This window comes from Exiguobacterium sp. s181 (assembly GCF_018617125.1).
Lineage (GTDB): Bacteria > Bacillota > Bacilli > Exiguobacteriales > Exiguobacteriaceae > Exiguobacterium > Exiguobacterium profundum.
The window spans coordinates 151,823-177,492 of record NZ_JACSJM010000004.1 but is presented as its reverse complement, the minus strand read 5'-3'; the positions used below and the strand labels follow the sequence as shown (position 1 = coordinate 177,492).

The following is a 25,670-nucleotide window of genomic DNA, read 5'->3' as shown; positions in this document are numbered from 1 at the left end:
TCATCATATAATTCAATCTTACACGGAGAGGGAATAAATGGGAATCTTTATTGTGAAACGAGGGGACGTTCCGGCTGATAGATGCAGTACGGTTCCGCCGCCTTATAATCGCCAGTGACCGCATAGGCTCTAGCCCGCGAACCACCACATAGATACCGATACTCACAATACCCACACTTTCCGTGATGACTATCCGGATCACGCAGCGCCTTGAACGTCGGATGGTGACGATAAATATCAGCGAGAGGTGTCGTTCGGACGTTTCCGCAGGGGATCGGTAAAAAACCGGACGGCTGGACGTCCCCTGTATGTGAGATAAAGACGAATCCGTTGCCGTCATTCGTTCCGCGAGGTGCCTTCGCCAAATCGTCATGGGGATGTCCGATTGGAGGGAGCCCTGCTGTCCGGCGGCGCTGATTTTCTTGTCGGGCGACTCTCCGATAAAATTGGGCTTCCGTCGTTGAGATGATGAAGGGTGCCGTCTCTTGTAGGGAGAACGCCCATTTCAATACTTCCTCATGTCGCTCAGGTGTAATGGGTTGTAACAGGGATCCACGTCCAGTCGGCACGAGGAAAAAGAGCGTCCAGACGGATACGCCGAGGGATTCTACGAGTTTCGCCATTTCCGGTAATCGATTGACGTTGTATTCGGTCACCGTCGTATTGATTTGAAATGACATTCCCTCCTCTCGGAAATATGAGATTCCTCGAATGGTACGGTCGAAACTGCCACGTGTGCCGCGGAAATAGTCATGCGTCACGGCGTCCGGTCCGTCAATGGAGAAGGCCCAACGTGACAAACCAGCCGCTTTCGCTCGTTTCACGGCATCGTGAGTCACTCGAGGTGTGGCGGAAGGTGTCATCGAGACGCGCATCCCGAGGGAAGAGGCGTATGCGGTCAATTCAAATAAATCTTCACGCATGAGAGGATCACCGCCCGTAAAGACGAGAATCGGGTTATCCATCGCATGAATCTCGCGAATCAATGCCTTTCCCTCTCCCGTATCGAGTTCGTTTTCGTAACGGTGAAATTGTGCCTCTGCCCGGCAGTGGACGCAGGAGAGCGCACAGGCCCGTGTGACTTCCCAAATGACGATGAACGGATTTTCGTTATAGTCGATGTGTTTCATACCGTCACCGCCTGTCGAAGATGTAAGTGATCGACCGCCCGTTTGGCAGAATCGACGCAGTCAGGTAATCCGACTCCATGAAGTATGGCACCACACGCCTCGACGCCGTCCCACTTCAGAAGTGCTTCTTCGAACGCGCGGACGTCCTGTTTATGACCGACTTCATATTGTGGCATCGTTTGAATGTGTCGTTCGACTTTCGTGAAGAGGGGAGTCCCGACTTTTTGAATGCGTCGAAGTTCGCTTAAAGCGAAGTTTGCGATTTGATCATCCTCTTCATGGAGCAGGGACGGGACATGTTCTGAACCGATATACATGCGGAGCAATGCTTTTCCTTTAGGAGCTAGGTGTGGCCATTTTTTATGCATCCAGCTACAAGCGGTCAAGGCGTTTCCTTCCGATTTGGCGATGACGTAGCCGGTTCCATCTAACGCATCCACATCTGACTCGTCGAAGGCGGCGAGTACGGTCATCGAAGAGGTACGTTTTAACGATGACAAGCGTTCGGCTTCTGGGAATCCGAGCAGAGGTCCGAGTGCTTGTGGGGAAGTCGCAAGAATGATGCCGTCAAACTGTTCGACCGTCCCATCGGCAAATGTGACTTCATGAGGTCGAACGGATTGAACAAGCGTCTTTAACATGAGTCGATCGATTGACGGACGGAGCGCCTCGACGAGTGCTCCGAGTCCTTGCTCGATCGACAGGAACTTACCAGTCTCGGACGGCTTTACACCAGCTTGGACGGGAGGGGTGAGTGCTTTCATTCCGAGAATCAGACTGCGAGTTTTTTGTTCAATCGTGATAAACTGAGGGAAAGTAGACTCGATGCTCATGTCTTCGAGTGTCCCGTTGTAAATCCCGGACAGAAGCGGTTCGATCATCGTATCGACGACTTCTGAGCCGAGTCTCGTCCGAAAGAAACGGTCGAGCGAGATATCCTCTCCTGCATACACGCGTGGAATCACGAGATCGAATCCGGCGCGAAGTTTTCCTCTCCAAGTAAAGAGATCCGTTTTGACCATCGGCCAAAACTTGGTCGGGATGCCCATGACCGATCCGGCCGGCATCTGTCTCAGTTGCTTCCGTACGTAAATGTAAGAAGTCCCGGTTCTGGAGCGGACGAGTTGATCTGCGAGACCGAGATCCGTAATGAGTGATGTCAAGGTCGGCTTCCGTGCCATATAACCGTCGGGTCCAGTCTCTAACGTAAACCCATCCCGATAAATGGTCTTGATTTTTCCACCGAGATGGTCCTGCGCCTCGATCAATGTGACATGAGCTCCGGCTTCTTTGGCATAATAGGCTGCGGCAAGTCCGGTGATGCCACCTCCGATAATCGCGATTCGATTCAATTGATTCACCCATTTCTCTGAAATTGTTGTCGTCTTAACGGTACCGGGAATGTTGACGGAGATATAGGATAAGTGTCACGGAGTTCTAGACAAATTTGTCACGAATTCGAAAGGGGACGATGGAATGGCTTCCTTCCTTATCGTTGCGACGCTTGTGGTGGTAGGCATAGCTGGGTTTATTCTGTCGATGAATCGACATGGAGAAAAGTTGGTTGGAGACGAGGAAAGTCCACCGATGATTTGGGCGGATGAAGACTGGTATAAAGATGATGGACCACCAGACGGGTAATATGATAAGATGACCCGGTTGAAATTTGATGGAACATGAGGTGATGGAATGAATGTACTCGAACAACAGTTGAATCACTTGGTTGATGAGTGTCGTCCGTACACGGCTCAAGGGAAAGTGGCGGATTATATCCCTGAACTCGCACATGTGAAAAACGATTTACTCGGGGTGGCAATTTGTTTGCCGGACGGTACGTATATTCATGCGGGGGATGTTCATCACAAGTTTACGATTCAGAGCGTATCGAAGGCGCTCACCCTTTGTTATGTACTGATGGAGTTCGGGGAGGACTATGTCTTTTCGAAAGTAGGGATGGAGCCGACGGGGGACGCATTCAACTCCATCGCCAAACTTGAGGAAACGGTCCCGTCAAAACCGCTGAATCCGATGATCAACGCCGGAGCGTTAGCGGTGACGAGTATGATTTTGGGGGAGACGGCAGAACTCAAAATCTATCAGTTCCGCCAGTTTTTAGCGACGTTATTAAATCGCTCGGTCGAGGAGGTCACGTACGACGAAAAAGTCGCCCGCTCTGAATACGAGACGACCGACTTGAACCGTGCCTTGCTCTATTTCATGCGTCACCATGGAATTGTGGAAGGTGACGTCGATGAGATCATTGATGTGTATACGAAACAGTGTGCCATCGAGATTGATTGTTTTGATTTGGCACGAATCGGGCGTGTCTTTGCAGGGAATGGAGAAGACCCGGATACGGGCGAAGAGTTGATTCCACGTCGGGTCGTCCGAATCGTCAAGGCCATCATGACGACGTGTGGCATGTATGATGCATCGGGTGAGTTCGCTGTCCGGGTTGGTCTTCCAGGAAAAAGTGGGGTGTCGGGTGCCATCTTGGCGGTCGGGAACCACGAACTGGATTTGAATAACGTCGGGTTTGGCATATTTGGTCCGGCACTTGATTCAAAAGGAAACTCGATTGCCGGAATGAAGTTGTTGGAACTATTGATTGAGCGCTATACATCTCGCTAAATCGATAGGTGCTCCACGGATGCATCGAGTTCCTGCTGTAATGTTTCAATTTTTCGGTCGTATTCGGACTGTAGTTCAGCTCGAGGGGTGAAGGCCCGCCAACGCTTTAACAGTTGGTCATGGTCGTTCATCTCACCGAGTTCGGTTTGCATTTTTTTTAACGTTCGGACAGTGTCCATCGATGCATCCGATTCATAGTTTAGCAAGTACTCATGTAAATAGCGTTCGCGTTTGACGGCTAAACGGACTTTATGGAGCGCTTCAAGTTGTTCTTTTCCACTGGATCGTTCATGATAGACGCGCACACGTTGCTTGCGCTCACTTTTCGCCTTTTCTAACATCGGGGAGGCGTTCGTTTTTTTGAACGCACGAAATAACGGTCCACCGATGAAGCGACGTACTTGTTGATCGAGCGACGGTGTCATTTTTTCACTGACACGGGTAGATAGAATCGTCCGTGCGATGGCACGTTCTGTCTCCATCGCTTCAAGAAACGCATGGTCGAGTTCGGATTTAGAATCAAACGTTTCGATGAGGACGTCGAGGTCGCGCACATGACCGAGTGCCTCCATCAATTGTTTGAGTTGTCGAAACGTCGCCGGCTTCGTTTCGTATAGTTGCATGAAGGTGATCAGTTTCCGTAAATGCACCCGGGCGCGGTGAATATCCTCAGAATTGTTAAAGGTGAGGGCTTCCGTCACATAGTGATTGAACGTGTTCCACGTTTCCAACAGTTCAAATTTAAGTTTTTCTGCATGCCGTTGATTCATAATTATAAGTTCCTTTCTGAAAAAGAGATGAGGGTTGTCCATGTACCAAACACATTCATTAAACGAAAAAATCAAACTGTTCTTCACGATTTTCTTTCCAATCCTAGTCACGCAAGTGTCTTTTTATTTGATTAGCTTTTTCGATACCGTCATGTCCGGACGGGCGGGTGCCGTCGATTTGGCTGGTGTCGGAGTCGGTTCAAGCTTGTGGATGCCGGTGTATACCGGACTGAGTGGAATCTTGCTGGCGGTGGCCCCGATCGTGTCGCAAGCGCTTGGTGCGCGAGACCGTCAACAGATTCAACGTACCTTGTTTCAAGGTATCTATTTAGCCATCATGCTGAGCGTAATCACGCTGACGTTGGGCTCACTCCTTGTGCCGATGGCGATCGAGAGCATGGGGCTCAGTGTAGAAGGGAAACGAATCGCGACGCAATACTTGCTTGCCCTTGGATTCGGCGTCTTGCCGATGTTCCTGTTCAATGTGCTACGCACGCTCATGGATGCCCTTGGCAAGACGAGAGTCTCGATGATCCTCATACTATTAGGGTTACCCATTAATGTCGGATTAAATTACATCTTCATCTTCGGAAAACTAGGTGTGCCGGCGTACGGAGGTGTTGGAGCGGGAATCGCCTCGAGCATCACTTACTGGCTACTCTTCTTCATGGCCTTCTTCTTCGTGAGAAACGGGAAGCCGTTCCGCGAATACAAGTTTTTACGGACGACCGAACGGATGGTCTGGCTCCGACAAAAAGAGTTGTTACAACTTGGGACCCCAATCGGGCTCGCCATTTTCGCCGAAGTCAGCATCTTTGCGGCGGTCACGGTATTGCTCAGTTCATATGGTGACCAAATCGTCGCGGCTCACCAAGCGGCGATTAACTTTGCCTCGTTCGTGTACATGTTGCCACTTTCGGCATCGAGCGCGTTGACGATTGTCGTGGGGTATGAGCTCGGCGCGAAACGACTGCAGGATGCCGTCCGCTATGCAAAAATCGGGCTCGCGCTCTGTCTCGGTGTCTCTATCTTTTCGGGTGCTTTTTTGTTTTGGCAAAACGAGCGGGTCGCGGCCATTTATACGAATGACCCGACGGTCGTGGACCTTGCAGCGCACTTTATGATTTTTGCTGTATTCTTCCAATTGTCAGATGCCGTCGCGGCACCGATCCAAGGGATATTACGTGGCTTTAAAGACGTCAACATCACGCTCGTCCTTTCACTCGTCGCTTATTGGGTTATCGGTTTACCACTCGGTTATGTCTTGGCAGAGCACGCCGGATTTGGACCAGACGGTTATTGGATTGGCTTGATTGCCGGACTCGCAGCCGGAGCGGTCTTGTTATTCCTCCGGTTAGTATGGATTGTCCGGCGCTACGGGACGGTTCAATCGACATAAAGAGGAGAAGATTGTTCGCAAATGTGAACAATCTTTTATTCATTCAAAATTGGTCTATACAACTATACTTTTATCCGATATGATAACATGGAGGAAAACAAAAAGGAGTGGTAAACCGATGGGGACATTGATCAATGCTCGTATCGTGTCAGCAGAACATACATGGGAACGTGGATATATCAGATGGAATGGTCAAACGATTGATGAGGTTGGATCGATGGACCAGTTTGAACAACAGGACGAGCCTGTGATTGATGTCGCTGGAGCGCTTGTGACACCGGGTCTCATCGATGTGCATATCCATGGAGGATATGAAGTCGATACGATGGATGCGGATGAATCAAAACTTCGACAGTTGAGTAACGACATGCTACAGGAAGGCGTCACTTCCTTTTTCGCGACGACGATCACGCAGTCAAAAGAAGCGATTGAGCATGCCTTGAAGGCAGTCCGAAATGTCATCGAAGCGCAGGATACGACACTCATCGGAATCCACTTGGAAGGTCCATTTGTCAACGTGGAGATGGCTGGGGCACAACCGGCAGAATATATTATCGACCCGGACGCCGAGCAGTTCCGAAAATGGCAAGAGCTCGCCGGTGGTCATATCCGCCTCGTTACGTATGCACCGGAACGGCCAGGTGCACGTGCATTTGAAGCGGTGCTTCGCGAAACTGGTGCGATCGGTTCAGCGGGCCATACGAGCGCGACATTTGAAGAGAACAAGCAGGCGGGCGTCAAACACGGGACGCATCTTTATAACCAAATGCGTGGGTTACACCATCGAGAACCCGGAACGGTAGGGTATTGTCTCTTAGAGGGTGGAGTCATTGCGGAAATCATTCCAGATGGGATCCATAGTCGTCCGGAGATGGTCGACTTCGCGTTTCGCTTAAAAGGAGCAGATGAGCTTGTCGTCATCACGGATGCGATGCGAGCAAAAGGACTTCCGGAAGGGCAATATGAGCTTGGCGGTCAACCGGTCGTCGTAGCGGACGGGGCTGCGCGACTTCAAACCGGAAACCTTGCAGGTAGTGTGTTGACGATGGATGCCGCATTCCGAAACATTCAGGCATATACGGGATGTACGGTGGAAGAAGCGGTCAAAATGACCTCGACGAATGCAGCCAAAGAATTCGGATTGACGACAAAAGGCGATATCAAATCGGGGTTTGATGCAGACCTTGTCGTTTGGGATGACACGACACATGTTCAGATGACTTTCGTTAAAGGTCGAATCGTATATGAACGGGAGGAACAAAGATGAATGTACTAGTCGCAAAGACGGCGAACGATGCGGAACGAATCGCCTATACGCTAATCAAAGAACGGATTTCAGGGAAACATGACTTTGTACTCGGTCTCGCAACCGGTAGCACACCGGTCGGGATGTATCAGATGTTTAAACAGGACGCGCTCGATTGTAGCCATGTGACGAGCGTCAATTTAGATGAATATATCGGATTATCGCCCGAACATCCTCAAAGTTACAACCGCTTTATGAAAGACCGTCTCTTCGATGAAGTGCCATTCAAACAGAGTCACTTGCCTCAAGGGGACGCACCGGACCCAAAAGCGGAAGCGGCTCGTTACGAAGACCTCGTTCGGAAGCTTGGTGTCGACTTACAACTTCTTGGTATCGGGGAAAATGGTCACATCGCATTTAATGAACCGGGCACGGCCCTCGATGCGAAGACGCACGTGACCGAACTCACCGAATCAACACGAGAGGCAAACCGTCGCTTTTTTGACCGATTGGAAGACGTCCCGACGCATGCGATCACGATGGGGCTCGATACGATCATGAACGCACGTGAGATTGTCCTTGTGGCGACAGGGGAGCGGAAAGCTGAAGCGGTACAGCACATGATTGAAAGCGTACCGACGGTCGACTGGCCGGCCACAATCCTACAGGCCCATCCAGGTGTGACGGTCGTGCTCGACGGGGCGGCTGCATCGCGCTGTGCGGAATCCTTACAAGCCCGTGGGCAAGAAGCGGCAACACGATTTTTCACCATTCGGGATTAACGAACCTGCGGAGTCATCTCCGCGGGTTTTTCTGTGTTCAACTGTGGGAAAATGTAAAGAAACGAATTTGTCATCAAAACGTTTTCGACAAATTTCCCGCTTTCCTCTATAATGAGTGAAGCTCATTATTTTGACTCGAAGGAGACCGATATGAATTCTAGAACACATGCTCGCAGACAGCGCACAGGTCCGTCTGCGTTTTATAAGATATTTAGTGCCCTCGTGCTGATTGCGATTATTGCTGGGTCTAGCATTTACGGTACAGCGTTTTACAAAGCCCACAATATGTTGTCCGGCACCCAAGTCACGTTAGAGGATGACCCGACGGTTGAGCCGACTCGTTATGATAAAGAAGATACGGAGACGTTCTTGGTTTTAGGAACAGACCTTTCGCCACAGAAGAAAGCGCGCGGTGAGTTCGGACGATCAGACGTCATGATTGTCGTCATTTTAAACAAGAAAGAAAAGCAGACGACGATGCTCAGTATCCCGCGTGATTCGTATGTCAACATCGACTACACGGGTTATAACATTCCTTATGGCAAGACGGGACTTGACCAAGATAAGATCACACACGCTTACTATTTCGGTTCGATGGATGAATCGAATCCGAACAACGGGATGCGGATGGCGACGAACACGATCGAAGATTTAGTCGGTGTTGAAATTGACCATGTCGTCTCGCTCAACTTCCAAGGGTTCGTTGATTTCATTGATGCGGTAGGTGGCGTTGAGATTGATGTTCCGTTCTCATCACAACAAAACAGTTACGATGCGTCACGTGAGACAGTTCAAATCGAACAAGGCCTTCAACGGCTTTCTGGTGAAGAGGCACTTGCCTACGTCCGAAATCGATACGATGACCCACGTGGAGACATCGGTCGTGGACAACGCCAGATGGAAGTCATTAATGCCGTGCTCGAACAATCACTCGGCACATCACTCCTAAACAATTACGATAAGGTCTTGAAAGCCGTCGGTGACAACATGCAGACGACACTTGGACCGAATGACTATATGCGTTTAATTGAAGACGTTGGTGCGCTCCACAATACGGTGCAATACCAATTGACTGGAGAAGGTGCCCGGGCAGATGACGGACACTTCTATTACTTCTTGAACGAACCGCTTCTTGAAGAAGTGCGCTATCGTGTGCAACAAGCGGATGCGGGTAACCGTGTCGAGCCGATGTCCGATACAGAACTCGAATCGTATACGTTAGACCCGAGCGGGGTAACGTATGAAGCCCAATAAAAAAAGTTTGCCCTCGGGCAAACTTTTTTATATGCGATCCATGGCGACAGTGAAAGAGTACGAGTCGCCACGGAAAAGGGAACGGCTGTATTCAAACATGCCGCCATCCTCGAGATATGTTCGCTGGTCAATCAACAAGACCGGTGCGTTCGGAGAAATCGTGAGGAGATTGGCTTCTTCTGGACCGGCGCTCCGGGCTTCGAGTGTTTGTGTTGCATTCTTCAAGCGTAAGCCATGCTGTTCGGCATACGCATAGATCGATCCCGTGGCGTCATCTTGCGTCAGGTCAGGCAATAAATGAACGGGAATATAGGCGGTCTCGAGCGCAAGTGGATGATCATCGGCGAGTCGTAGCCGTTTCATCTCATAAACCGGTGTTTGATTTGGGATACTCAGTTGCTGCGCGATGCGATCCGTTGCCGGAATGACCTCGTATGACAAGAGACGGCTTAGCGGTCGCATACCTCGATGTTTGATTTCCTCGGAAAAACTTGTCAGTCCCGATAACGTCATCGCAATCTTCTGACTCGCGACGAATGTGCCTCGTCCTTTTTGACGGCTCAAATAACCGGCGTTGACGAGGTTCATGATGGCTTGACGAATCGTCATCCGACTGACGTGAAATTGCTCCGAAAATTCACGCTCTGAAGGCAAGGTGTCTCCTGGTTTTAACAATCCGTCATCAATTTGTTGCTTTAAGTACGCTTCAATTTGATAATAAATAGGTAACGGAGATTGTTTATCGATTTCTAACATATCATTTCGCTCCTGACTGAGAAGATGTATGTTTCATTATAGACGAAATTAAACTAGTTGTCTGAACAGATTATAGAGAGAAGGTGGAGAACAAGATGGAACCATATACAGCAAGTACAGTCGTGACCTCAATAAAGGAAGACGGCAACGGTCATTGGCACACACTCGAGAACAGCCCGTTTTATGCGGAAGGTGGGGGACAACCGGCTGACCGTGGATGGATTGGGACGCATCCTGTACTGGACGTACAAATCAAGGACGGGGAAGTATGGCATCTCTTGTCAGAATCATTACCAGCGGGCACGACGATAGAGGTTCGAATCGATGAGGACGTCAGACGGGATCATTCCATCCAGCATACTGCTCAACATGTGATAACGGCGATTTTGGAAGACCGCCATGGCATTCGGACGCTCAGCTTTGGAATCGGAGAGACCGATTCATCTATTGAGATTGAAACGGCAACGATGGACTGGGCGCACGTTGAGGCACTTGAACAAGAGATGCAACAAGTCATCTTTGAAAACCGTCCGATTCGTGTCTATGAAATCCCAAAAGAAGAAGTAGACCGGGCGCGCTTACGGAAAGAGACGGACCGAACGGGGATGATTCGCATCGTCGAAATCGAAGGTCTAGATTACAATGCATGTGGTGGCACTCATGTGGAGACAACGGGACAACTCGGTACCATCCATGTGACGGCGGTGAAGAAAGTGAGGGGGAATCTACGCTTGACGTATGTGGCGGGAAGTCGAGCGATCAAGGCGACTCAACAAGCGCGAGCAGCGTTGCGGACGATTCACCATACATTCTCGACAACGAATGAATCCGTGGCAGCCCGTGTAATCGAAGAACATACGATTCGTTTGGAACGTGAAAAAGAAATCAAAACGCTCGAAGAACGGATTGCCAAAGCGAAAGTGGAGGCCGTGTTGAAAGAAGATAACTATGTGGCCTTACATGTCGGGAGAACAGAAGCGGAAACGTTGACGACCGCCATCATCGAACGAATCGCAGCAACAGGACGAATTGCCGTTGGCGCCAACTATGGAACGCAGAAATTGTTCGTTATGCATGACGGGACACAGGATATCGCCGTCGGCACATTCTTGAAAGCGGCGCTCCAAGAGATGCAGATCGGTCGTGGCGGTGGAAGCCATAAGCAGGCCCAAGCGCGTTTCACATCCGTAGCGGAACTAGAAAAGGGAATCGAAGAAATCGTGAAACGATTGCAGGAAGGAGTTTTACCATGTTGATCATTCAATCGGGAAACGAAGCAGCGTTGATTGAACAGGCCAAACAAGTTCGGGAAATCGTATTCGTTCAGGAACAAGGAATCGATGCGAGTTTAGAATACGATGATTTAGACGATATGTGTACACATGTGGTCGGGCTCCTTGACTCCGAACCGGTGACGACAGCGCGTCTTCGTCCAGTCGACTCGACTGTCGGAAAAGTGGAGCGAGTGGCGACGATTCAATCGGCCCGGGGCCATGGATATGGGAAAGACATTATGATTGAAGTTGAACGTGTCGCGAAACGTCAAGGATTGGTCGAACTACGATTAGGGGCACAGCTGACGGCGCTTCCGTTTTATGAAAAGCTCGGGTACGAGGCGTTCGGAGATGAGTTTTTGGATGCCGATCTCCCACACCGCATGATGCGAAAAACATGGTAATCCTTTTTTGAAATATCCCATTTTTCTAAAAAAAGGTTGGCAAGAAGATTTCGTTTTGTTATAACTAATACTAACAACTGACAGATAGAGGTTGCGAATGACATGAGTAAGCTTGGTTGAAACGGACGCACTCCGGACCGAGCCGAAAGGGGAAATTCGCCGAAGTCGACGTTCACGTGCGTGTGAACGAAGGCTGGGGTAGTCGTGAACAACGCCTACACTGCCATGGTCAACTACCATGGAGCGCTATCTACGGAACGATTCTTTAATCGTTTTTCAACTGCGCGTACAAGCGGCAGACCGTAGGGAGAGTGCTTCCTACCGGTCTGCCGCTTTTTCTGTTGGTGGACATCTTGAAAGTGGGGAACTTGATGACAACCGTACTGAAATTTGGTGGCAGCTCCGTTGCCACAATCGTACAAATACAAGCCATTTCGGACTATTTACAGACACGTGTGGCGACCGGTGAAAAATTGGTCGTCGTCGTATCGGCGATGGGCAAAACGACAGATTCGCTCCTGTCGCTCGCCAAACAAATCACGGATCGCCCGATGATTCGCGAACTTGATCGGCTACTCGCCGTCGGGGAAGAACAGACAATCAGCCTACTCAGTATCGCCTTGAACTCGCGAGGCGTACCGGCCATCTCTCTAACGGGACAGCAAGCCGGAATCGATACGATGGGCATTCATACGAAGAGCAAAATCAAGGCGATTCGAAAAGAAGTGTTACACGAGAAGTTGCGTCAATACGACGTCCTGATTGTCGCTGGATTCCAAGGCGTAAATGAGGCGGGAGACGTCACGACCCTTGGGCGTGGCGGTTCGGACACGACAGCCGTCGCACTGGCGGCCGTCCTCAGTCAGCGTTGTGAAATTTATACGGACGTCGCGGGTGTCTATACGACAGACCCACGAATCCATCCGACGGCGAAACGTCTGGACACTGTCTCTTATGACGAGATGATGGAGATGAGCGCACTCGGTTCAAAAGTGATGGAGATGCGCAGCGTGGAGCTCGCGAAAAAGTACGACGTCAATATTTTTGTTGGGAAGACGCTCTCGAGCGAAGGAGGAACATGGATCATGGATACGACGCAAGCGATGGAACAAAAAGCAGTCACGAGTGTGAGTGTCGTCAAGAACGTACTCAGTGTCTCAATCAAACATATTCCGCATACGGCGGCGGGAGTCGCAGACATCTTTGAACGATTGTCAGAGCGACACGTCAACATCGATATGATTTCACAGACGGCATTCGACGGTGAAGTGTTCCTCTCGTTCACATGTCCGCTCGATGAAGAGGCATTTTTAGAAGAGGCACTCGCGGAGTTGACAGCGACCTTGCCTCAAATCAAAATCGATCGTCACACGGAACATGCAAAAATTTCGGTCGTCGGAATCGGCATGCGAGACGCGACAGGCGTCGCATCAGAGCTCTTCGCGACATTCCGCGAGATGGGGATTCCATTCTATCAAGTCACGACATCAGAAATCAGTATTTCCTATACGATTCAAGAACAAGATGTGGAAGCGGCAGTCGCAGCCATTGCGGCCCGGTTCCACTTATAAGGAGGTAGCACGATGTATAACGTAGCAGTCGTCGGTGCAACAGGTGCCGTCGGACAAAAAATGATTGACGTCTTAACGGAATATGAATTTCCAATCAGCGAACTGAGACTCTACGCTTCAGCCCGCTCAGCAGGACAGACGGTCGAGGTAAATGGGCAATCGGTCGTGATTCGTGAATTGACCGATGCGATTTATGTGGACCCGATCGATATCGCACTCTTCTCTGCTGGTGGCAGCATTAGTGAGCAATACGCCCCACGGTTGAGCGAGCAAGGAGTCATCGTCATCGATAATTCAAGCGCATTCCGAATGCAAGAAGGAATTCCACTCATCGTACCGGAAGTGAACCGAGTCGAACTCAGTCCGGAAAAGACGCTCATCGCGAACCCGAACTGTTCCACGATTCAATCGGTCGTGGCGCTCGCACCTCTAGCGGAAGTATACGGACTGACACGCGTCGCCTATACATCGTATCAAGCAGTATCGGGATCCGGTCAAAAAGGGATTGATGACCTCGAGCGCGGTGCGCGCGGAGAAGAACCGACGAATTATCCGTATCCGATTTATGATAACGTGTTGCCGCACATCGATGTATTTTTAGAAAATGGCTACACGAAAGAAGAACAGAAGATGATGGATGAGACACGTAAGATTTTAAATGCGCCAAACCTCGGGGTGACGGCCACTTGTGTCCGGGTGCCGGTACGAAACAGTCATGCGGTATCGATCACGGTGACGCTCGAACGGGATGCGACGGTCGCAGAAGTGAAAGCCGTCCTCGCCGATGCACCAGGAATCGTGTTGATGGACAATCCATCTGAACTGGCTTACCCGACACCTCTTGATGCGAACGGGACGGATGAGGTGTATGTCGGACGGATTCGCCGAGACGATTCACAATCGAATACGTTCCATCTTTGGTGCGTTGCAGATAACGTCCGAAAAGGAGCGGCCGCGAATGCCGTTCAAATCGCACAATGTATGATTAGTCAAACTGCGACGAAATAAGGAGGAGATGACATGTTCACAGGAGTGGCGACAGCACTAGCTACCCCGTTTCAAGAAAATGGGCAGTTGAATCTAGAAGCATGGGCAGCATTAATTGAAGACCAAATCAAAGAAGGCGTGACGGGTCTCGTCATCGGCGGGACGACCGGCGAAGGGATGACAATCACTGATGACGAGTTTGAGACATTGCTCGTTCGAGCGGTTGAGGTCGCAAACGGTCGAGCCGTGATCATCGCGGGGACCGGGTCGAACAATACAGCGGTCAGTATCGAAAAAACGAAACGGGCCGCCGAACTTGGTGCGGAGATGGCGATGGTCGTCACACCATACTATAACAAGTCGACACAGGCCGGGCTGATTGCTCACTTTACCGCGATTGCGGATGCGTCACCGATTCCACTCATGCTCTATAATGTTCCGTCACGGACGGGTGTCGCCTTGGCACCGGAAACGGTCGGTGAGCTCGCGGAACATCCGCGCATCACGGCCTTGAAAGAAGCGAGTGGGGATATCTCGGTCATGGCGCAGATGATGGCCCATATTCCGGAAGGGTTCACCGTTTACTGTGGAAATGACGATCAAATCTTGCCGTACATGGCTTGGGGCGCACAAGGGGTCGTCTCCGTTTTATCAAACGTCTATCCGGGAGCGACGGTCGCGTTGGCAGACGCCCTATTGGCGGGTGATTTGCAGACAGCACGTACGTGGCAAATTCGTTTACTCCCAGTCATCGATGAACTTTTCGCAGAAGTGAATCCGATTCCGGTGAAGGCAGCGCTTCAAGCGCGAGGATTTGAAGTCGGTGTGCCACGTCTGCCGCTCGTTCCAATGAGTGCGACGGCTGAGGCGAAATTACTATCGGCGATGGAACAATTCAATGAGGTGAGACAATGAATGTTCTCATCCATGGGTTTGGCGCAATGGGACGCATTGTCGAAGAGGTCGCTCATGCGCAAGGTGTAAACGTAACGGCAATCGTCTCACCGGGAAGTGACGAGCACACGGCAACTTTGAGTGAGGTAGAGGCACCCGTCGATGTCGTAATTGACTTTTCGAACCCGGCGTTACTCCCTGATTTACTCGCGTTCGGACGGGAGCGCAATATTCCGCTCGTCATCGCGACGACCGGCTTCACACCGGATGAACTGGCCGAGATTGAAACGGCTTCACAAGACATCCCAATCTTCCAGTCTTACAACACCTCATACGGGATCGCGCTCTTGAAGCAGTTGCTCGACCAACTCGTCCCACTCACTCTCGGATATGATATTGAAGTGATTGAGGCACACCATCGGAAGAAAGTGGACGCACCAAGCGGGACGGCAGAATTATTGGCACGTGCCATCGAAGCGAAGCGTGACGTGACACCGATTTACGAACGAACGTCACGTCGGGAAGCGCGTGGAGCTGAAGAGTTAGGAATGCATTCCATTCGGGGTGGCACGATTTTCGGTGAGCATACCGTGCTCTTCGCCGGAGATGATGAAATGATTGAACTGAAACATACCGCGTTATCGAAACGCGTCTTTGCAAACGGGGCACTTGCCGCTGCGGCAACGATCATTGATCGCCCGGCAGGACTTTATAATCTATCGAACTTATACGAGGAGGCTACTCATGTTACTCACAAACGCTTATGAAATCGCACAATATATTAAAGATGCTAAGAAGGAAACACCAGTTAAGCTTTACGTCAACGGTCAATTGGCGGGTCTTGTAATCGAGGAAGCGAAAGCATTCGGAACGGATGAGTCGAAACTGTTCTTGACGACGGCAGAACGCGCTGCGGCATTTTTAGAAGCTAATGCATCGGTCATCACAGATTCTCATCTTGAATATGATCGTCGCAACAGTGCCGTACCGATGCTTGATACGACACAACTCAATGCCCGAATCGAACCAGGCTCGTTCATCCGAGACCACGTTCAAATCGGCAACAACGCGGTCGTCATGATGGGAGCTGTCGTCAACATCGGAGCTGTCATCGGAGATGGTTCGATGGTCGACATGAACGCTGTCATCGGAGCACGCGGAACGCTCGGGAAGAACGTTCACCTTGGCGCAGGTGCCGTGGTCGCAGGGGTTCTTGAGCCACCTTCAAAAGATCCGGTCATCATCGAGGATGGTGTCATGATTGGGGCGAACGCAGTCATCTTGGAAGGCGTTCGCGTCGGTGAAAATGCGGTTGTCGCGGCAGGCAGTGTCGTCACACAAGACGTACCTCCAGGCGTCGTCGTTGCGGGAACACCGGCACGAATCATCAAACAGAAAGATGAAAAAACTTCTGAAAAAACGCAACTTGTTGATGACTTACGCTCTCTCTAACGTATAATAGACAGAAAATATAAAAAATGAGGAATGGGAGAGTTGCATTATGGAACAGTATGGACAATGGATGTGGAAAGACGGGGCTTGGATTGAGCCGACTGACGCAAACACGAGTATCATGACACACGCGATTCATTACGGAAGCGGGTTCTTTGAAGGGATTCGCGCGTATCACACGGAGGAAGGTCCTGCTATCTTCCGGTTACGTGAACACTTGGAGCGACTTGTTCGCTCGTGTGCATACTACCACGTCACGCTACCGTATACGGTAGATGAACTCGAACAAGCCACGATGGAATTGATTGAGCGAAACGGATTTGAAGCATGCTACATCCGTCCGTTCGTCTTCCTTGGAACACCATGGCAAGCACTTATGCCGACTGCTGAGACGAAGGTACATGTTGCCATCTCGTGTTGGCCGCTCGGTGAATACTTCAACAAGACGGTCGGGATTCGAGCGAAAGTGGCCTCGTATCGCCGCGTGTCTTCTACAATGATGCCAATGCAAGCCAAAGCGGCATCGAACTATATGAACTCACAGTTACTAAAAGGAGAGGCGCTCCGTGACGGATTCGACGAAGCGATTGCTCTTGATATGAACGGAAACGTCAGTGAGGCGAGTGTCGCGAACATCTTCCTCGTGAAAGGAAAAACGATTACGACACCGTCCCTTGACTGTTCTGTACTCGATGGCATCACACGTCAAACGGTGATGCAATTGGCTCGCGAGGCCGGTTATGAAATCGTCGAGCGCCATATCGGACGCGATGAGCTCTATGTGGCTGATGAAATCTTCTTAACGGGAACGGCAGCCGAGGTGACGAGCGTCATCGAGGTCGACCATATCTCGATTGGTGGAGGTGTCCAGACGGTTGCGACAGAAATGTTGACACGCTATCGTGAAGCCGTAACAGGACAGCTTCCGGAACACCGCGATTGGATCACGTTCGTGAAATCAGCAGTAACAGAGTAAAGGAGTTTTGCACGATGGGAGTCACAATTGACTTAAATGCGATTCGCGAAAACAAACGCCGGATTGAAGCGCTCGGGCGCCCCGTGTTTGCGGTCGTGAAAAACAATGCCTATAACCTAGGAATGGAGCCAGTTGTGACGACTTTGTATGATGAAGGAGTCCGTCACTTCATGGTGACCACGTTAGAAGAAGCGCTCGAAGTACGAACGCATGCGGAGTCGGCTCGCGTCCTCGTCATGAATCCGGTATATACGTGGGAACACGTGCATGCCCATGATTTTGACGTCGCAATCGGCTCGTATGAATGGCTCGTCTCGCAGCGTGAGCATCTCGATGGCGTTCGCCTTCATTTGAAATTAGACGTCGGCATGAACCGATTCGGTGCCAAAACGTTTGAAGAAGCGCTACAAATCGTTGCCTTCTGCCAAAATGAAGGATTGAACCTTGTCGGACTATGTACACATTTTCCGCTCGCGGATGCGGACAATGCCGAAGTCGAGCATAGCGTCCAAGTCGAACGCTTTGCCGACTGGTCGACACGTTTGATGGAACGTCATACGTTTGAACTGATCCATGCGGCAAATAGTGCGGCCACGCTTCAAGACGACTCGCGCTTGCACCATTGCACACATGTGCGTGTCGGTATTTTCTTATACGGTTATTCGTCGGTTGAGCCGGTTGAGTGGCTCGTACCTGCGTTTTATTGGGAGACAGAAGTGGTTGCCGTCCACGACATCGAAGCGGGGGCTCATGTCGGGTATGGAACGGGATATACCGCGGAATCGAAAGAACGGATTGCTGTCTTACCTGTCGGATATGGGGATGGATTGATGCGGGCGAGACGTCACTTGCCTGTTCACATCGCGGGGAAAGCATACCCGTTCATCAGTAACATCTTTATGAGCCATAGCTTCATCAAAGTCGACGAAGACGTACAAATCGGCGACCGCGTCGCATTATATGGGATCGAGACGAAAATCGATGACGTGACACGTGTTGGCTATGCCAACAACTCAGAACAGCTCTGTGCCCGTTCGTGGCGTGTCCCACATCGCTTTGAAGGAGGAATTGTATGTACACCACCAATCAATCAGAATGTTTGATCGAAGGCGTGTCCGTCCGTGAACTTCAAGCGACGTACGGGACACCTTTATACATCATGAGTGAGCCAGAACTAGAGCGTCGCCTTGGAATTGTCCAGAATGCGTTTCTAGATAAGTATCCGAACACGTATGCGTTATACGCGTCAAAAGCATTATCGATTGCGGCCGTTTATGAAAAAGTGATGGCCGCAGGGTTAAGTGTCGATGTCGTCTCAAGGGGTGAGATGTACGTAGCACTGCATGCCGGTGTACCGGCGGAGCGCATTCACGTTCATGGATCGAACAAGACGATTCTTGACATCACGTATGCTCTCGAACAGGGGATTACACACTTTACCATCGACAATATGCGGGAGATCAGCCTCTTGTCAGGACTTGCGGCTGAATACAATCGCGAAGTCGATGTGCTTCTCCGCATTGTGCCTCAAGTTGTCGGGGGTGCCCATGCGGCGATACAAACGGGTGGGGTTGATACAAAATTCGGTTTCCCGACGCATGACGACACGTATTTAGACGCGATTCGTGCAACATTAGAAGCCGAGCACTTACAGTTGAAGGGAATCCATTGTCACGTCGGTTCTCAAATTCAAGATCCGACCCTCTTCATCAACACGGTGAAGACGATGGTGCGCTTCATGGATACGATTCGTCAGGAAACCGGCTATACGACGGACGTCTTGAACATCGGTGGGGGATTCGGCGTCGCTTACTTGGATGAAGACGAATATCTCGATTTTGCCCAGACGATGGAGCAAGTGATGGAGACGTTGGTCGAGGAGGTCGAGGCACGTGAATTGCCACTTCCGAAAATCGGGATTGAGCCGGGACGTTGGCTCGTCGCCAATGCGGGTGCCACGCTTTATGAGGTGGGGACCGTCAAAGAAGTGAGTGGCGTTCGTACATTCGTGTCTGTCGATGGCGGGATGACGGACAATATCCGTCCGGCATTGTATGACGCGGAGTATGAGGTCGTGGCAGCGACTCGGATGAATGAAGAGAAGACGCTCGAGGCAAAAATAGTCGGAGCGTGCTGTGAGTCGGGAGACATCATCTCGAACCGCTCATTGATCCCCCCTGTCACACCAGGTGATTTATTACTTGTCAAAGCAACAGGAGCGTACAATTTCTCCATGGCGAGCAACTATAACCAGATGCTTCGTCCAGCTGTTGTCTTCGTGAAGGACGGGGCACATCGACTTGTCGTTCGTCGCCAAACGTTTGAAGACTTGGTGGCATGTGAGGTCATTGGACAATCAACGTAAGACTGCAGAGCAATCTGTAGTCTTTTTTCGATTTTGAAATGAGAACGTTTTTCAATTATGATAGAGAAGAGAAAAAAAGGGGAAGTGACGGTCATGACAAAGACAGCAGCACAAAAGTTAATTGAAGAAAGACGTACGGTCCGTATGTTCAAAGAAGAACCAATCGATACGAAAGTGCTCTATGAAGTGTTGCAATCGGCACATCATGCACCATTTCACAATAAAGTCGAGCCGTGGAACGTGTATGTGTTCAATGGGGACGGGAAGCAAGTGTTACTCGATGCGCTCGAACCAGCCTTCTCGGAGGCGTCAGAGGGGCAACGCGAAAAGGTGACGGGGCGAATTTTAAATGCGGCGGCCTGTATGTATGTGACGGCAAAACATTTTGAAACGGACAAAGGGAATCGTGACGCGTTACTCGCGACGGCGACATTCATTCAAAATGTTCAGCTGCTCTTAAGTGAACGTGAGATCGGGATGGTCTGGCGTACGGGTGGACTGTTCGATGATGCACGGTTGAAGGAAATGATTGGGGCGGAAGGGGAGACGTTTATCGGTCTCCTGCAAATCGGGAAATATGACACAGAAGATATCCCTACACCGAAAGCGCGACAACCGATTGATTCGCATCTCATCATGTTTGAATAATAAAAAGCGAGCGATGGGGAATCCCTTCGCTCGCTTGCTGTATATATCTGAGTTATCGCTTTATTTTTGTTGCGAGCCAATCTTGAATCACAGTCGTTGGAATCATCCAGTCGTTCCTCCATTTTTAGAATCTTCTTCTCTACTATTATCCAAATGCATACGTTCCCAAACCTCTCGATGTGCGCCATGAAGGGCATCATCGAATGAATCATCGATATGAAGACCATAACTTGGATTGATGGATGTGGCATACAGGTCTAGCATGAGTTGATCATGGTTCGGATACATAGAGTGGGCTCCTTTCAATACATCAGCTTGGCTACACCTTCAGTATACAAAGGAACTATGAAGAAAATTCGAGAGAAACGTTAACATTTTATGAATCTTGTAAACGCTTTCACAATTGTTGGATTTCGCGAACTGGAACGCACGACTGCTTATATTGTTCGGCACGCTTGGCATATTTCTTTACCGTTCTCTCCATGATAAAACGATCTTCATCGTTTAATGGACGAACGACTTTTGCTGGGACGCCCATGACCATCACCCCTTCAGGAATCTGCATGTTCGGTGTGACGAGCGCACCGGCAGCGACAAAGGACCCTTTTCCAATCTTCGCCCCATCGAGTACGGTAGCGTGCATGCCAATCAAGCAGTCTTCTTCAATCTCACAGCCGTGAATCATCGCCATATGACCAATCGAGACACGATCATGAATGATTGTCGGTGAGCCTTCATATTGGTGGATCATCGAACCATCTTGAATGTTGACGTAAGAACCGATTTGAATGGGTCCTTCGTCTCCACGGATGACGGTATTGAACCATACTCCCGAGTGCGCGCCGATGGTCACATCTCCAATCACATGTGCCCCTGGTGCGAGATAAGTCGTCGGGTCGACTTTTGGTGTCAACTCTCCTAATTTGTATTGCATCGTTGTAACCCCTTTCAGACGGATATGTTATCATTGTCGCACAACTTGAAAAAGAAATTGCAACGAAAAGAATATTCTTGGTAAGATAGTTAAAATACGTTGAATAAGGAGATCGAAAGATGGAGAAACAACATTTGATTGACATCGCCGCAAAGAAAAAGAAAGCGGCCGTCGTCTTTAAAGACGTCGCAGTGATTGACGTGTACAGTCGTGAGACGATTCGTACAGACGTCGCCATCGACGGGGGATATATCGTGGCTATTGGGGATGGGTACGATGGGGAGGTCGAGTATCACGATCCGACGTGGACGCTTGCGCCGTCCTTTATCGATTCCCACGTCCATATCGAGTCATCGATGGTCCCACCGCATGAGTTTGCGAAAGCGGTCTTGCCACTTGGCGTCACGACCGTGATTGCCGATCCACATGAGATTGCGAATGTGAACGGAGCACTCGGGATTGAGTACATGTTAGCAGATGCGAAAGGACTTCCACTCGACGTCCGCATGATGCTTCCGAGTTGTGTACCGGCGACACCGTTCGAACATGCAGGTGCTAAACTGTATGCGGAAGATTTGGCCCCGTTTTTAGGAGATCCAGGAGTGCATGGACTAGGCGAGGTCATGGATTATCCTTCGGTTGAAGCCGGAAGTGAAGACATGCTTCAAAAAATCGCACAGACGGAACAAGCGGGTAAAGTGGTCGACGGACACGCATCGGGACTTGGCCCAGACCAATTGAACGTCTATCGTTCTGCAGGAATCATGACGGATCATGAATGTACGACTGCGGAAGAGGCGATTGAACGAGTGCGACGTGGATTCTACGTTCAAATTCGGGAAGGGTCCGTTGCTCGAAACGTGGAGAAGGTGAGCCTAGCCGTTACGGAAAGCAATGCCCACCGCTTCCTTTTCTGTACGGATGATAAGCATTTGGATGACTTGGTCGCGGAAGGTGGAATCGACTACAACATCCGTACCGCCATCAAGCAAGGGGTTAAGCCGGAAACGGCCTATGCCATCGCAAGTCTACATGCCGCAGAGGCCTATGGATTAAAAGAGGTCGGGGCCATTGCACCTGGTAAGAAGGCGAACTTCGTTATCTTGTCAGACGTCGAATCGGTAAAAATCGAACAAGTCTATGTGAATGGTACGCTCGTTGCGGAGAAGGGGAATGCGACGTTTGAATCGGAAGGGATTGAAGTGCCAAAACCGATGAAAGGTGAGCTCGCTTTACCCGAATTGACCGCCGAATCGTTCCGACTTGCCGCAAGTGAAGAAGAAATCGATGTCATTCAAGTGCTTCCGAACAGCTTGTTGACGAAACGACAGCGTCTCACGTTCCAACCAGACGCATCAGGCGCAGATTTATCGCAGGATATCGCGACGCTTGCCGTCATCGAACGCCATCATGGGACAGGCCATATGGCTCTTGCCCCGGTAACGGGATTCGGCTTGAAACGAGGTGCCCTGGCAGCCACAGTTGCCCATGACAGCCATAACTTGGTCGTCGCCGGGGTCAGCCCGGAAGACATGTTGCTCGCGGCGAGAACGCTTGAAAAAGTAGGGGGAGGGGTCGTCGCCGTATCGGAAGGAGAAGTGCTTGCCGTCCTTCCGCTCGAGATTGGTGGACTGATGACGAAGCGACCGTATCGTGAAGTGGCAGAGATTCTGGAACAGCTCAATGATGCGCTAGATGTCGTGGGAGCCCATCGTCATTTCAATCCGTATTTGACGATGTCCTTCCTCGCCTTACCGGTCATTCCTGACTTGAAATTGACCGATATGGGATTGTTCGACGTGACCACGTTCTCATTCATCAACGCTTGACTCGGTCTAACGTATGATTTTTGTTAAGAACCGCCGATAACGATTGAATGCGTGACGGGAAGTTGGTATAGTTACGTCAAGTTTCATCGGGTCAACATTGAAAGGGGGGATATTACAGATGGAACAAGTTGCTTACAATCGGTCGTATGATGAACATGAGGAATTGATCAATTCTGTATATCGTGCTTTCAAGGACCGATGCGAAGAACTACCAGAAGAAACACAGACAAAACGTCGTTTACGACGACTTATTTTCTCTACGATTAAAGAACAGACGAAGTCTCACGCTGACCGATTCGTGTTGTATCACTTCTTCAACGATTTCTTTAAAGCGGTGGAAACGAATGACCAAGAAGCACTCGCTGTCTTGAAGCGAATCATTCGTGATGAAAAAAACTATTGATATGTGACACCAACCTGTGATAATTTAGACGTAACTTTAAATGAATATTCGTGCTATCGATGAGGTAGAGGTGCGATGCTGATGAGTAAGTAGTCGGAGGATGACAACGATGAGGACTACAAAAAGGCAGGATCGCCGAAGTGCAACACCATGTCCGTGGGGTTGTGCTGGGCTGACGGGAAATACCCGTCGGACTGCCATACATATTTACGTATGGAGCGCTCCAAGTCGGCTAAGAAAGACGGAACATCCAGCGAGGGTGTCGGCTTTGTTGCCGATGCCCTCGCTTTGCGTTTTTTTAAGCATAGGGGGGCCTCATCCTAATAAAAAAGGAGGAATTCAGCATGGTAGATTATTCAACATCGGTACTCTCACTCGTACCGGCATTACTTGCAATTATTATGGCAATCACAACACGAAAGGTCATCCCATCACTCGGTGTCGGGATCATCGCAGGAGTCCTTCTCTTGCATAGCTTCAATCCAATTGATTCGATTCAATATTTGTGGTCGAACGTCATCGCCTTATTCTGGGCGGATGGAGCCATCAATGAATGGAACGTCTTGTTGATTGCGTTCTTGCTCCTTCTCGGGATTTTATCGTCAATCATTCAAACGTCAGGTGGCGCACGCGCATTTGGTGAATGGGCTGCGGCGAACGTCAAGACAGCACGCGGTGCACGTCTCGTCTCATTCGGACTTGGTATTTTGATTTTTATCGATGACTACTTCAATAGCTTGGCGGTCGGAAACATCAGTCGTCCACTCACAGACCGTAAAAACATCTCACGTGCAAAACTGGCTTACATGATTGACTCAACGGCAGCACCTGTCTGTGTCATCAGTCCGCTTTCAAGTTGGGGTGCATATATCATCGCCATCATCGCAGGTATTTTGGCAAAATACTCGATTGACAGCTATTCGTCATTCTCTGCATTCATTCAAATCATCCCAATGAACTTCTATGCCGTCTTCGCACTACTCTTGACAGCATATGTGGCATTCACTGGACTTGCCATCGGACCGATGCGCACGCACGAACTTCGTGCCCTCCAAGGGGAGTTGTATGATTCGGCAAAAGGAAAGCCGATGGGAATGAGCGAAGATTTACACGAGCACGAAGGTGGAAAAGTACGTGATTTGATCGTACCAATTATCACGCTTATCATCGCGACAGTGTCAGCGATGCTTTACACGGGTGGTCAAGCGCTCGCGGCTGACGGTCAAGACTTCTCGTTGATTGGAGCCTTCGAATCGACAGACGTGACACGCTCACTCGTTGCGGGTGTTGTCATCAGTTTGATTGTCGCATTCTTGCTTCTCATTGGTCGTAAAATCCCAACACGTGACTATGGAAAAGCGGCATGGGAAGGCGTTCGTGCCATGTGGCCGGCTGTCTTGATTCTCTTGTTTGCTTGGACAATCATTGCGGTCATCAGCGACATGAAGACTGGTGAATACTTGGCGAGCTTCGTGACAGATACAATCGCTGCATCTTACTTGCCACTCCTTCTCTTCTTGATTGCCGGAATCATGGCATTCTCGACAGGAACGAGCTGGGGAACATTTGGTTTGATGCTTCCAATCGGTGCCGACTTGATCATGGCCGTTGAACCAGAACTCCTTCTCGCGTCACTTGCGGCTGTATTGGCCGGAGCGGTGTTCGGTGACCACTGTTCACCAATTTCCGATACAACGATTCTCAGCTCAACAGGAGCGGGCTCACACCATATCGACCACGTGGTGACACAATTGCCGTACGCTATTCTTGCAGCGGTCATCTCGGCGATTGGTTACTTGGTGCTCGGGATTACAGCGTCGATTTGGATCGGATTCTTCGCTGCATTGATTTCGTTCATCGTATTGGTTGGAATCGCAGAAGTGATTTCAAAACGTGGGAAAGTACCTGCAGAACTTCGCGCAAAGCGTGAGGCGTGATATATGAAAATGACTTCCATCAAATCGA

The 25,670-nt window shown here is 50.1% G+C and carries 26 protein-coding genes and 2 riboswitches; of the genes, 20 read left to right on the top strand and 6 right to left on the bottom strand.

Translation table 11 applies throughout. From position 1 onward, the window contains the following. Positions 1-47: 47 nt before the first annotated feature. Positions 48-1,130 (bottom strand): TIGR04053 family radical SAM/SPASM domain-containing protein, encoded by a 1,083-nt coding sequence (locus KNO70_RS13865; protein ID WP_214731716.1) that lies wholly within the window; start codon positions 1,128-1,130, stop codon positions 48-50. Continuing rightward, entirely contained in the window at positions 1,127-2,506 is a 1,380-nt protein-coding gene (hemG, locus tag KNO70_RS13860) for a protoporphyrinogen oxidase (RefSeq protein ID WP_214689256.1), read from the bottom strand. Before hemG ends, KNO70_RS13865 begins: the two co-directional genes overlap by 4 nt. A gap of 100 nt (positions 2,507-2,606) precedes the next feature. Here hemG and KNO70_RS13855 point away from each other — a divergent pair, with 100 nt between their 5' ends. Both KNO70_RS13855 and glsA read left to right on the top strand, forming a co-directional pair. Beyond that, positions 2,607-2,771: a hypothetical protein gene (locus KNO70_RS13855; protein WP_015880731.1), complete on the top strand. Its 165-nt coding sequence runs from the start codon at positions 2,607-2,609 to the stop codon at positions 2,769-2,771. Between the two features lie 48 nt (positions 2,772-2,819). Further along, positions 2,820-3,761: a glutaminase A gene (glsA, locus tag KNO70_RS13850; protein WP_015880732.1), complete on the top strand. Its 942-nt coding sequence runs from the start codon at positions 2,820-2,822 to the stop codon at positions 3,759-3,761. On the opposite strand, the gene KNO70_RS13845 is transcribed toward glsA, so the two are convergent. Then, entirely contained in the window at positions 3,758-4,531 is a 774-nt protein-coding gene (locus KNO70_RS13845; protein ID WP_214689079.1) for a CHAD domain-containing protein, read from the bottom strand. The genes glsA and KNO70_RS13845 overlap by 4 nt on opposite strands. 40 nt (positions 4,532-4,571) lie before the next feature. Here KNO70_RS13845 and KNO70_RS13840 point away from each other — a divergent pair, with 40 nt between their 5' ends. The 4 genes from KNO70_RS13840 (at position 4,572) to KNO70_RS13825 (ending at position 9,212) form a co-directional block, all read left to right on the top strand. Beyond that, complete coding sequence (locus KNO70_RS13840) at positions 4,572-5,930, top strand: MATE family efflux transporter (protein ID WP_214812739.1); 1,359 nt, start codon at positions 4,572-4,574, stop codon at positions 5,928-5,930. Positions 5,931-6,048: 118 nt separating this feature from the next. Next, positions 6,049-7,197, top strand: coding sequence for an N-acetylglucosamine-6-phosphate deacetylase (nagA, locus tag KNO70_RS13835; RefSeq protein ID WP_214812738.1), 1,149 nt, complete (start codon positions 6,049-6,051; stop codon positions 7,195-7,197). Beyond that, positions 7,194-7,958, top strand: a complete 765-nt coding sequence (nagB, locus tag KNO70_RS13830) for a glucosamine-6-phosphate deaminase (protein ID WP_078146274.1) — start codon at positions 7,194-7,196, stop codon at positions 7,956-7,958. The genes nagA and nagB overlap by 4 nt, the downstream gene beginning before the upstream one ends. A gap of 150 nt (positions 7,959-8,108) precedes the next feature. Further along, positions 8,109-9,212 (top strand): LCP family protein, encoded by a 1,104-nt coding sequence (locus KNO70_RS13825; protein WP_015880737.1) that lies wholly within the window; start codon positions 8,109-8,111, stop codon positions 9,210-9,212. Positions 9,213-9,239: 27 nt separating this feature from the next. On the opposite strand, the gene KNO70_RS13820 is transcribed toward KNO70_RS13825, so the two are convergent. Continuing rightward, entirely contained in the window at positions 9,240-9,968 is a 729-nt protein-coding gene (locus tag KNO70_RS13820) for a GntR family transcriptional regulator (protein WP_214689085.1), read from the bottom strand. Between the two features lie 95 nt (positions 9,969-10,063). Between KNO70_RS13820 and KNO70_RS13815 the strand changes: the two genes are divergently transcribed. From KNO70_RS13815 to KNO70_RS13760, 11 genes are all read left to right on the top strand, one after another. Continuing rightward, on the top strand, positions 10,064-11,224 hold the full coding sequence (locus KNO70_RS13815) for an alanyl-tRNA editing protein (RefSeq protein WP_214689086.1): 1,161 nt from the start codon (positions 10,064-10,066) through the stop codon (positions 11,222-11,224). Beyond that, positions 11,218-11,646: a GNAT family N-acetyltransferase gene (locus KNO70_RS13810; RefSeq protein WP_214731711.1), complete on the top strand. Its 429-nt coding sequence runs from the start codon at positions 11,218-11,220 to the stop codon at positions 11,644-11,646. The genes KNO70_RS13815 and KNO70_RS13810 overlap by 7 nt, the downstream gene beginning before the upstream one ends. 77 nt (positions 11,647-11,723) lie before the next feature. Next, positions 11,724-11,903: riboswitch (Lysine riboswitch) on the top strand. Positions 11,904-12,017: 114 nt separating this feature from the next. Further along, a complete protein-coding gene (locus tag KNO70_RS13800) occupies positions 12,018-13,217 on the top strand; it encodes an aspartate kinase (RefSeq protein ID WP_371816106.1) in 1,200 nt (399 codons plus the stop codon). Between the two features lie 12 nt (positions 13,218-13,229). After that, positions 13,230-14,225 (top strand): aspartate-semialdehyde dehydrogenase, encoded by a 996-nt coding sequence (locus KNO70_RS13795; RefSeq protein WP_214812737.1) that lies wholly within the window; start codon positions 13,230-13,232, stop codon positions 14,223-14,225. A 12-nt stretch (positions 14,226-14,237) separates the two neighbouring features. Beyond that, entirely contained in the window at positions 14,238-15,119 is an 882-nt protein-coding gene (dapA, locus tag KNO70_RS13790) for a 4-hydroxy-tetrahydrodipicolinate synthase (RefSeq protein WP_214812736.1), read from the top strand. Further along, complete coding sequence (gene dapB / locus KNO70_RS13785; protein ID WP_214812735.1) at positions 15,116-15,865, top strand: 4-hydroxy-tetrahydrodipicolinate reductase; 750 nt, start codon at positions 15,116-15,118, stop codon at positions 15,863-15,865. Before dapA ends, dapB begins: the two co-directional genes overlap by 4 nt. After that, positions 15,843-16,550, top strand: coding sequence for a 2,3,4,5-tetrahydropyridine-2,6-dicarboxylate N-acetyltransferase (dapD, locus tag KNO70_RS13780; RefSeq protein WP_214758247.1), 708 nt, complete (start codon positions 15,843-15,845; stop codon positions 16,548-16,550). Before dapB ends, dapD begins: the two co-directional genes overlap by 23 nt. A 49-nt stretch (positions 16,551-16,599) precedes the next feature. Continuing rightward, on the top strand, positions 16,600-17,526 hold the full coding sequence (locus KNO70_RS13775; RefSeq protein ID WP_074037806.1) for a branched-chain amino acid transaminase: 927 nt from the start codon (positions 16,600-16,602) through the stop codon (positions 17,524-17,526). A 14-nt stretch (positions 17,527-17,540) separates the two neighbouring features. Next, positions 17,541-18,629 (top strand): alanine racemase, encoded by a 1,089-nt coding sequence (alr, locus tag KNO70_RS13770; protein WP_214812734.1) that lies wholly within the window; start codon positions 17,541-17,543, stop codon positions 18,627-18,629. Next, positions 18,599-19,891, top strand: coding sequence for a diaminopimelate decarboxylase (gene lysA, locus KNO70_RS13765; RefSeq protein WP_214689095.1), 1,293 nt, complete (start codon positions 18,599-18,601; stop codon positions 19,889-19,891). Before alr ends, lysA begins: the two co-directional genes overlap by 31 nt. A 93-nt stretch (positions 19,892-19,984) precedes the next feature. Then, positions 19,985-20,539: a nitroreductase family protein gene (locus KNO70_RS13760; protein ID WP_236548967.1), complete on the top strand. Its 555-nt coding sequence runs from the start codon at positions 19,985-19,987 to the stop codon at positions 20,537-20,539. Positions 20,540-20,641: 102 nt separating this feature from the next. Here KNO70_RS13760 and KNO70_RS13755 read toward each other — a convergent pair whose 3' ends face one another. Together KNO70_RS13755 and KNO70_RS13750 are read right to left on the bottom strand one after the other, a co-directional pair. Beyond that, positions 20,642-20,827: a hypothetical protein gene (locus KNO70_RS13755; RefSeq protein WP_214685497.1), complete on the bottom strand. Its 186-nt coding sequence runs from the start codon at positions 20,825-20,827 to the stop codon at positions 20,642-20,644. Between the two features lie 109 nt (positions 20,828-20,936). Further along, positions 20,937-21,473 carry a gamma carbonic anhydrase family protein gene (locus tag KNO70_RS13750; RefSeq protein WP_074037800.1) on the bottom strand — a complete coding sequence of 179 codons (537 nt, stop codon included), beginning with the start codon at positions 21,471-21,473 and terminating at the stop codon, positions 20,937-20,939. A gap of 119 nt (positions 21,474-21,592) precedes the next feature. Here KNO70_RS13750 and ade point away from each other — a divergent pair, with 119 nt between their 5' ends. The 3 genes from ade to KNO70_RS13735 all read left to right on the top strand — a co-directional run bounded on the left by ade (position 21,593) and on the right by KNO70_RS13735 (position 25,642). Continuing rightward, positions 21,593-23,302, top strand: coding sequence for an adenine deaminase (gene ade / locus KNO70_RS13745; protein WP_214689099.1), 1,710 nt, complete (start codon positions 21,593-21,595; stop codon positions 23,300-23,302). Between the two features lie 118 nt (positions 23,303-23,420). After that, complete coding sequence (locus tag KNO70_RS13740) at positions 23,421-23,705, top strand: hypothetical protein (RefSeq protein WP_015880753.1); 285 nt, start codon at positions 23,421-23,423, stop codon at positions 23,703-23,705. A 57-nt stretch (positions 23,706-23,762) separates the two neighbouring features. Continuing rightward, a riboswitch (Lysine riboswitch) is annotated at positions 23,763-23,937 on the top strand. Between the two features lie 112 nt (positions 23,938-24,049). After that, entirely contained in the window at positions 24,050-25,642 is a 1,593-nt protein-coding gene (locus KNO70_RS13735) for a Na+/H+ antiporter NhaC family protein (RefSeq protein ID WP_214689100.1), read from the top strand. Positions 25,643-25,670: the final 28 nt, after the last annotated feature.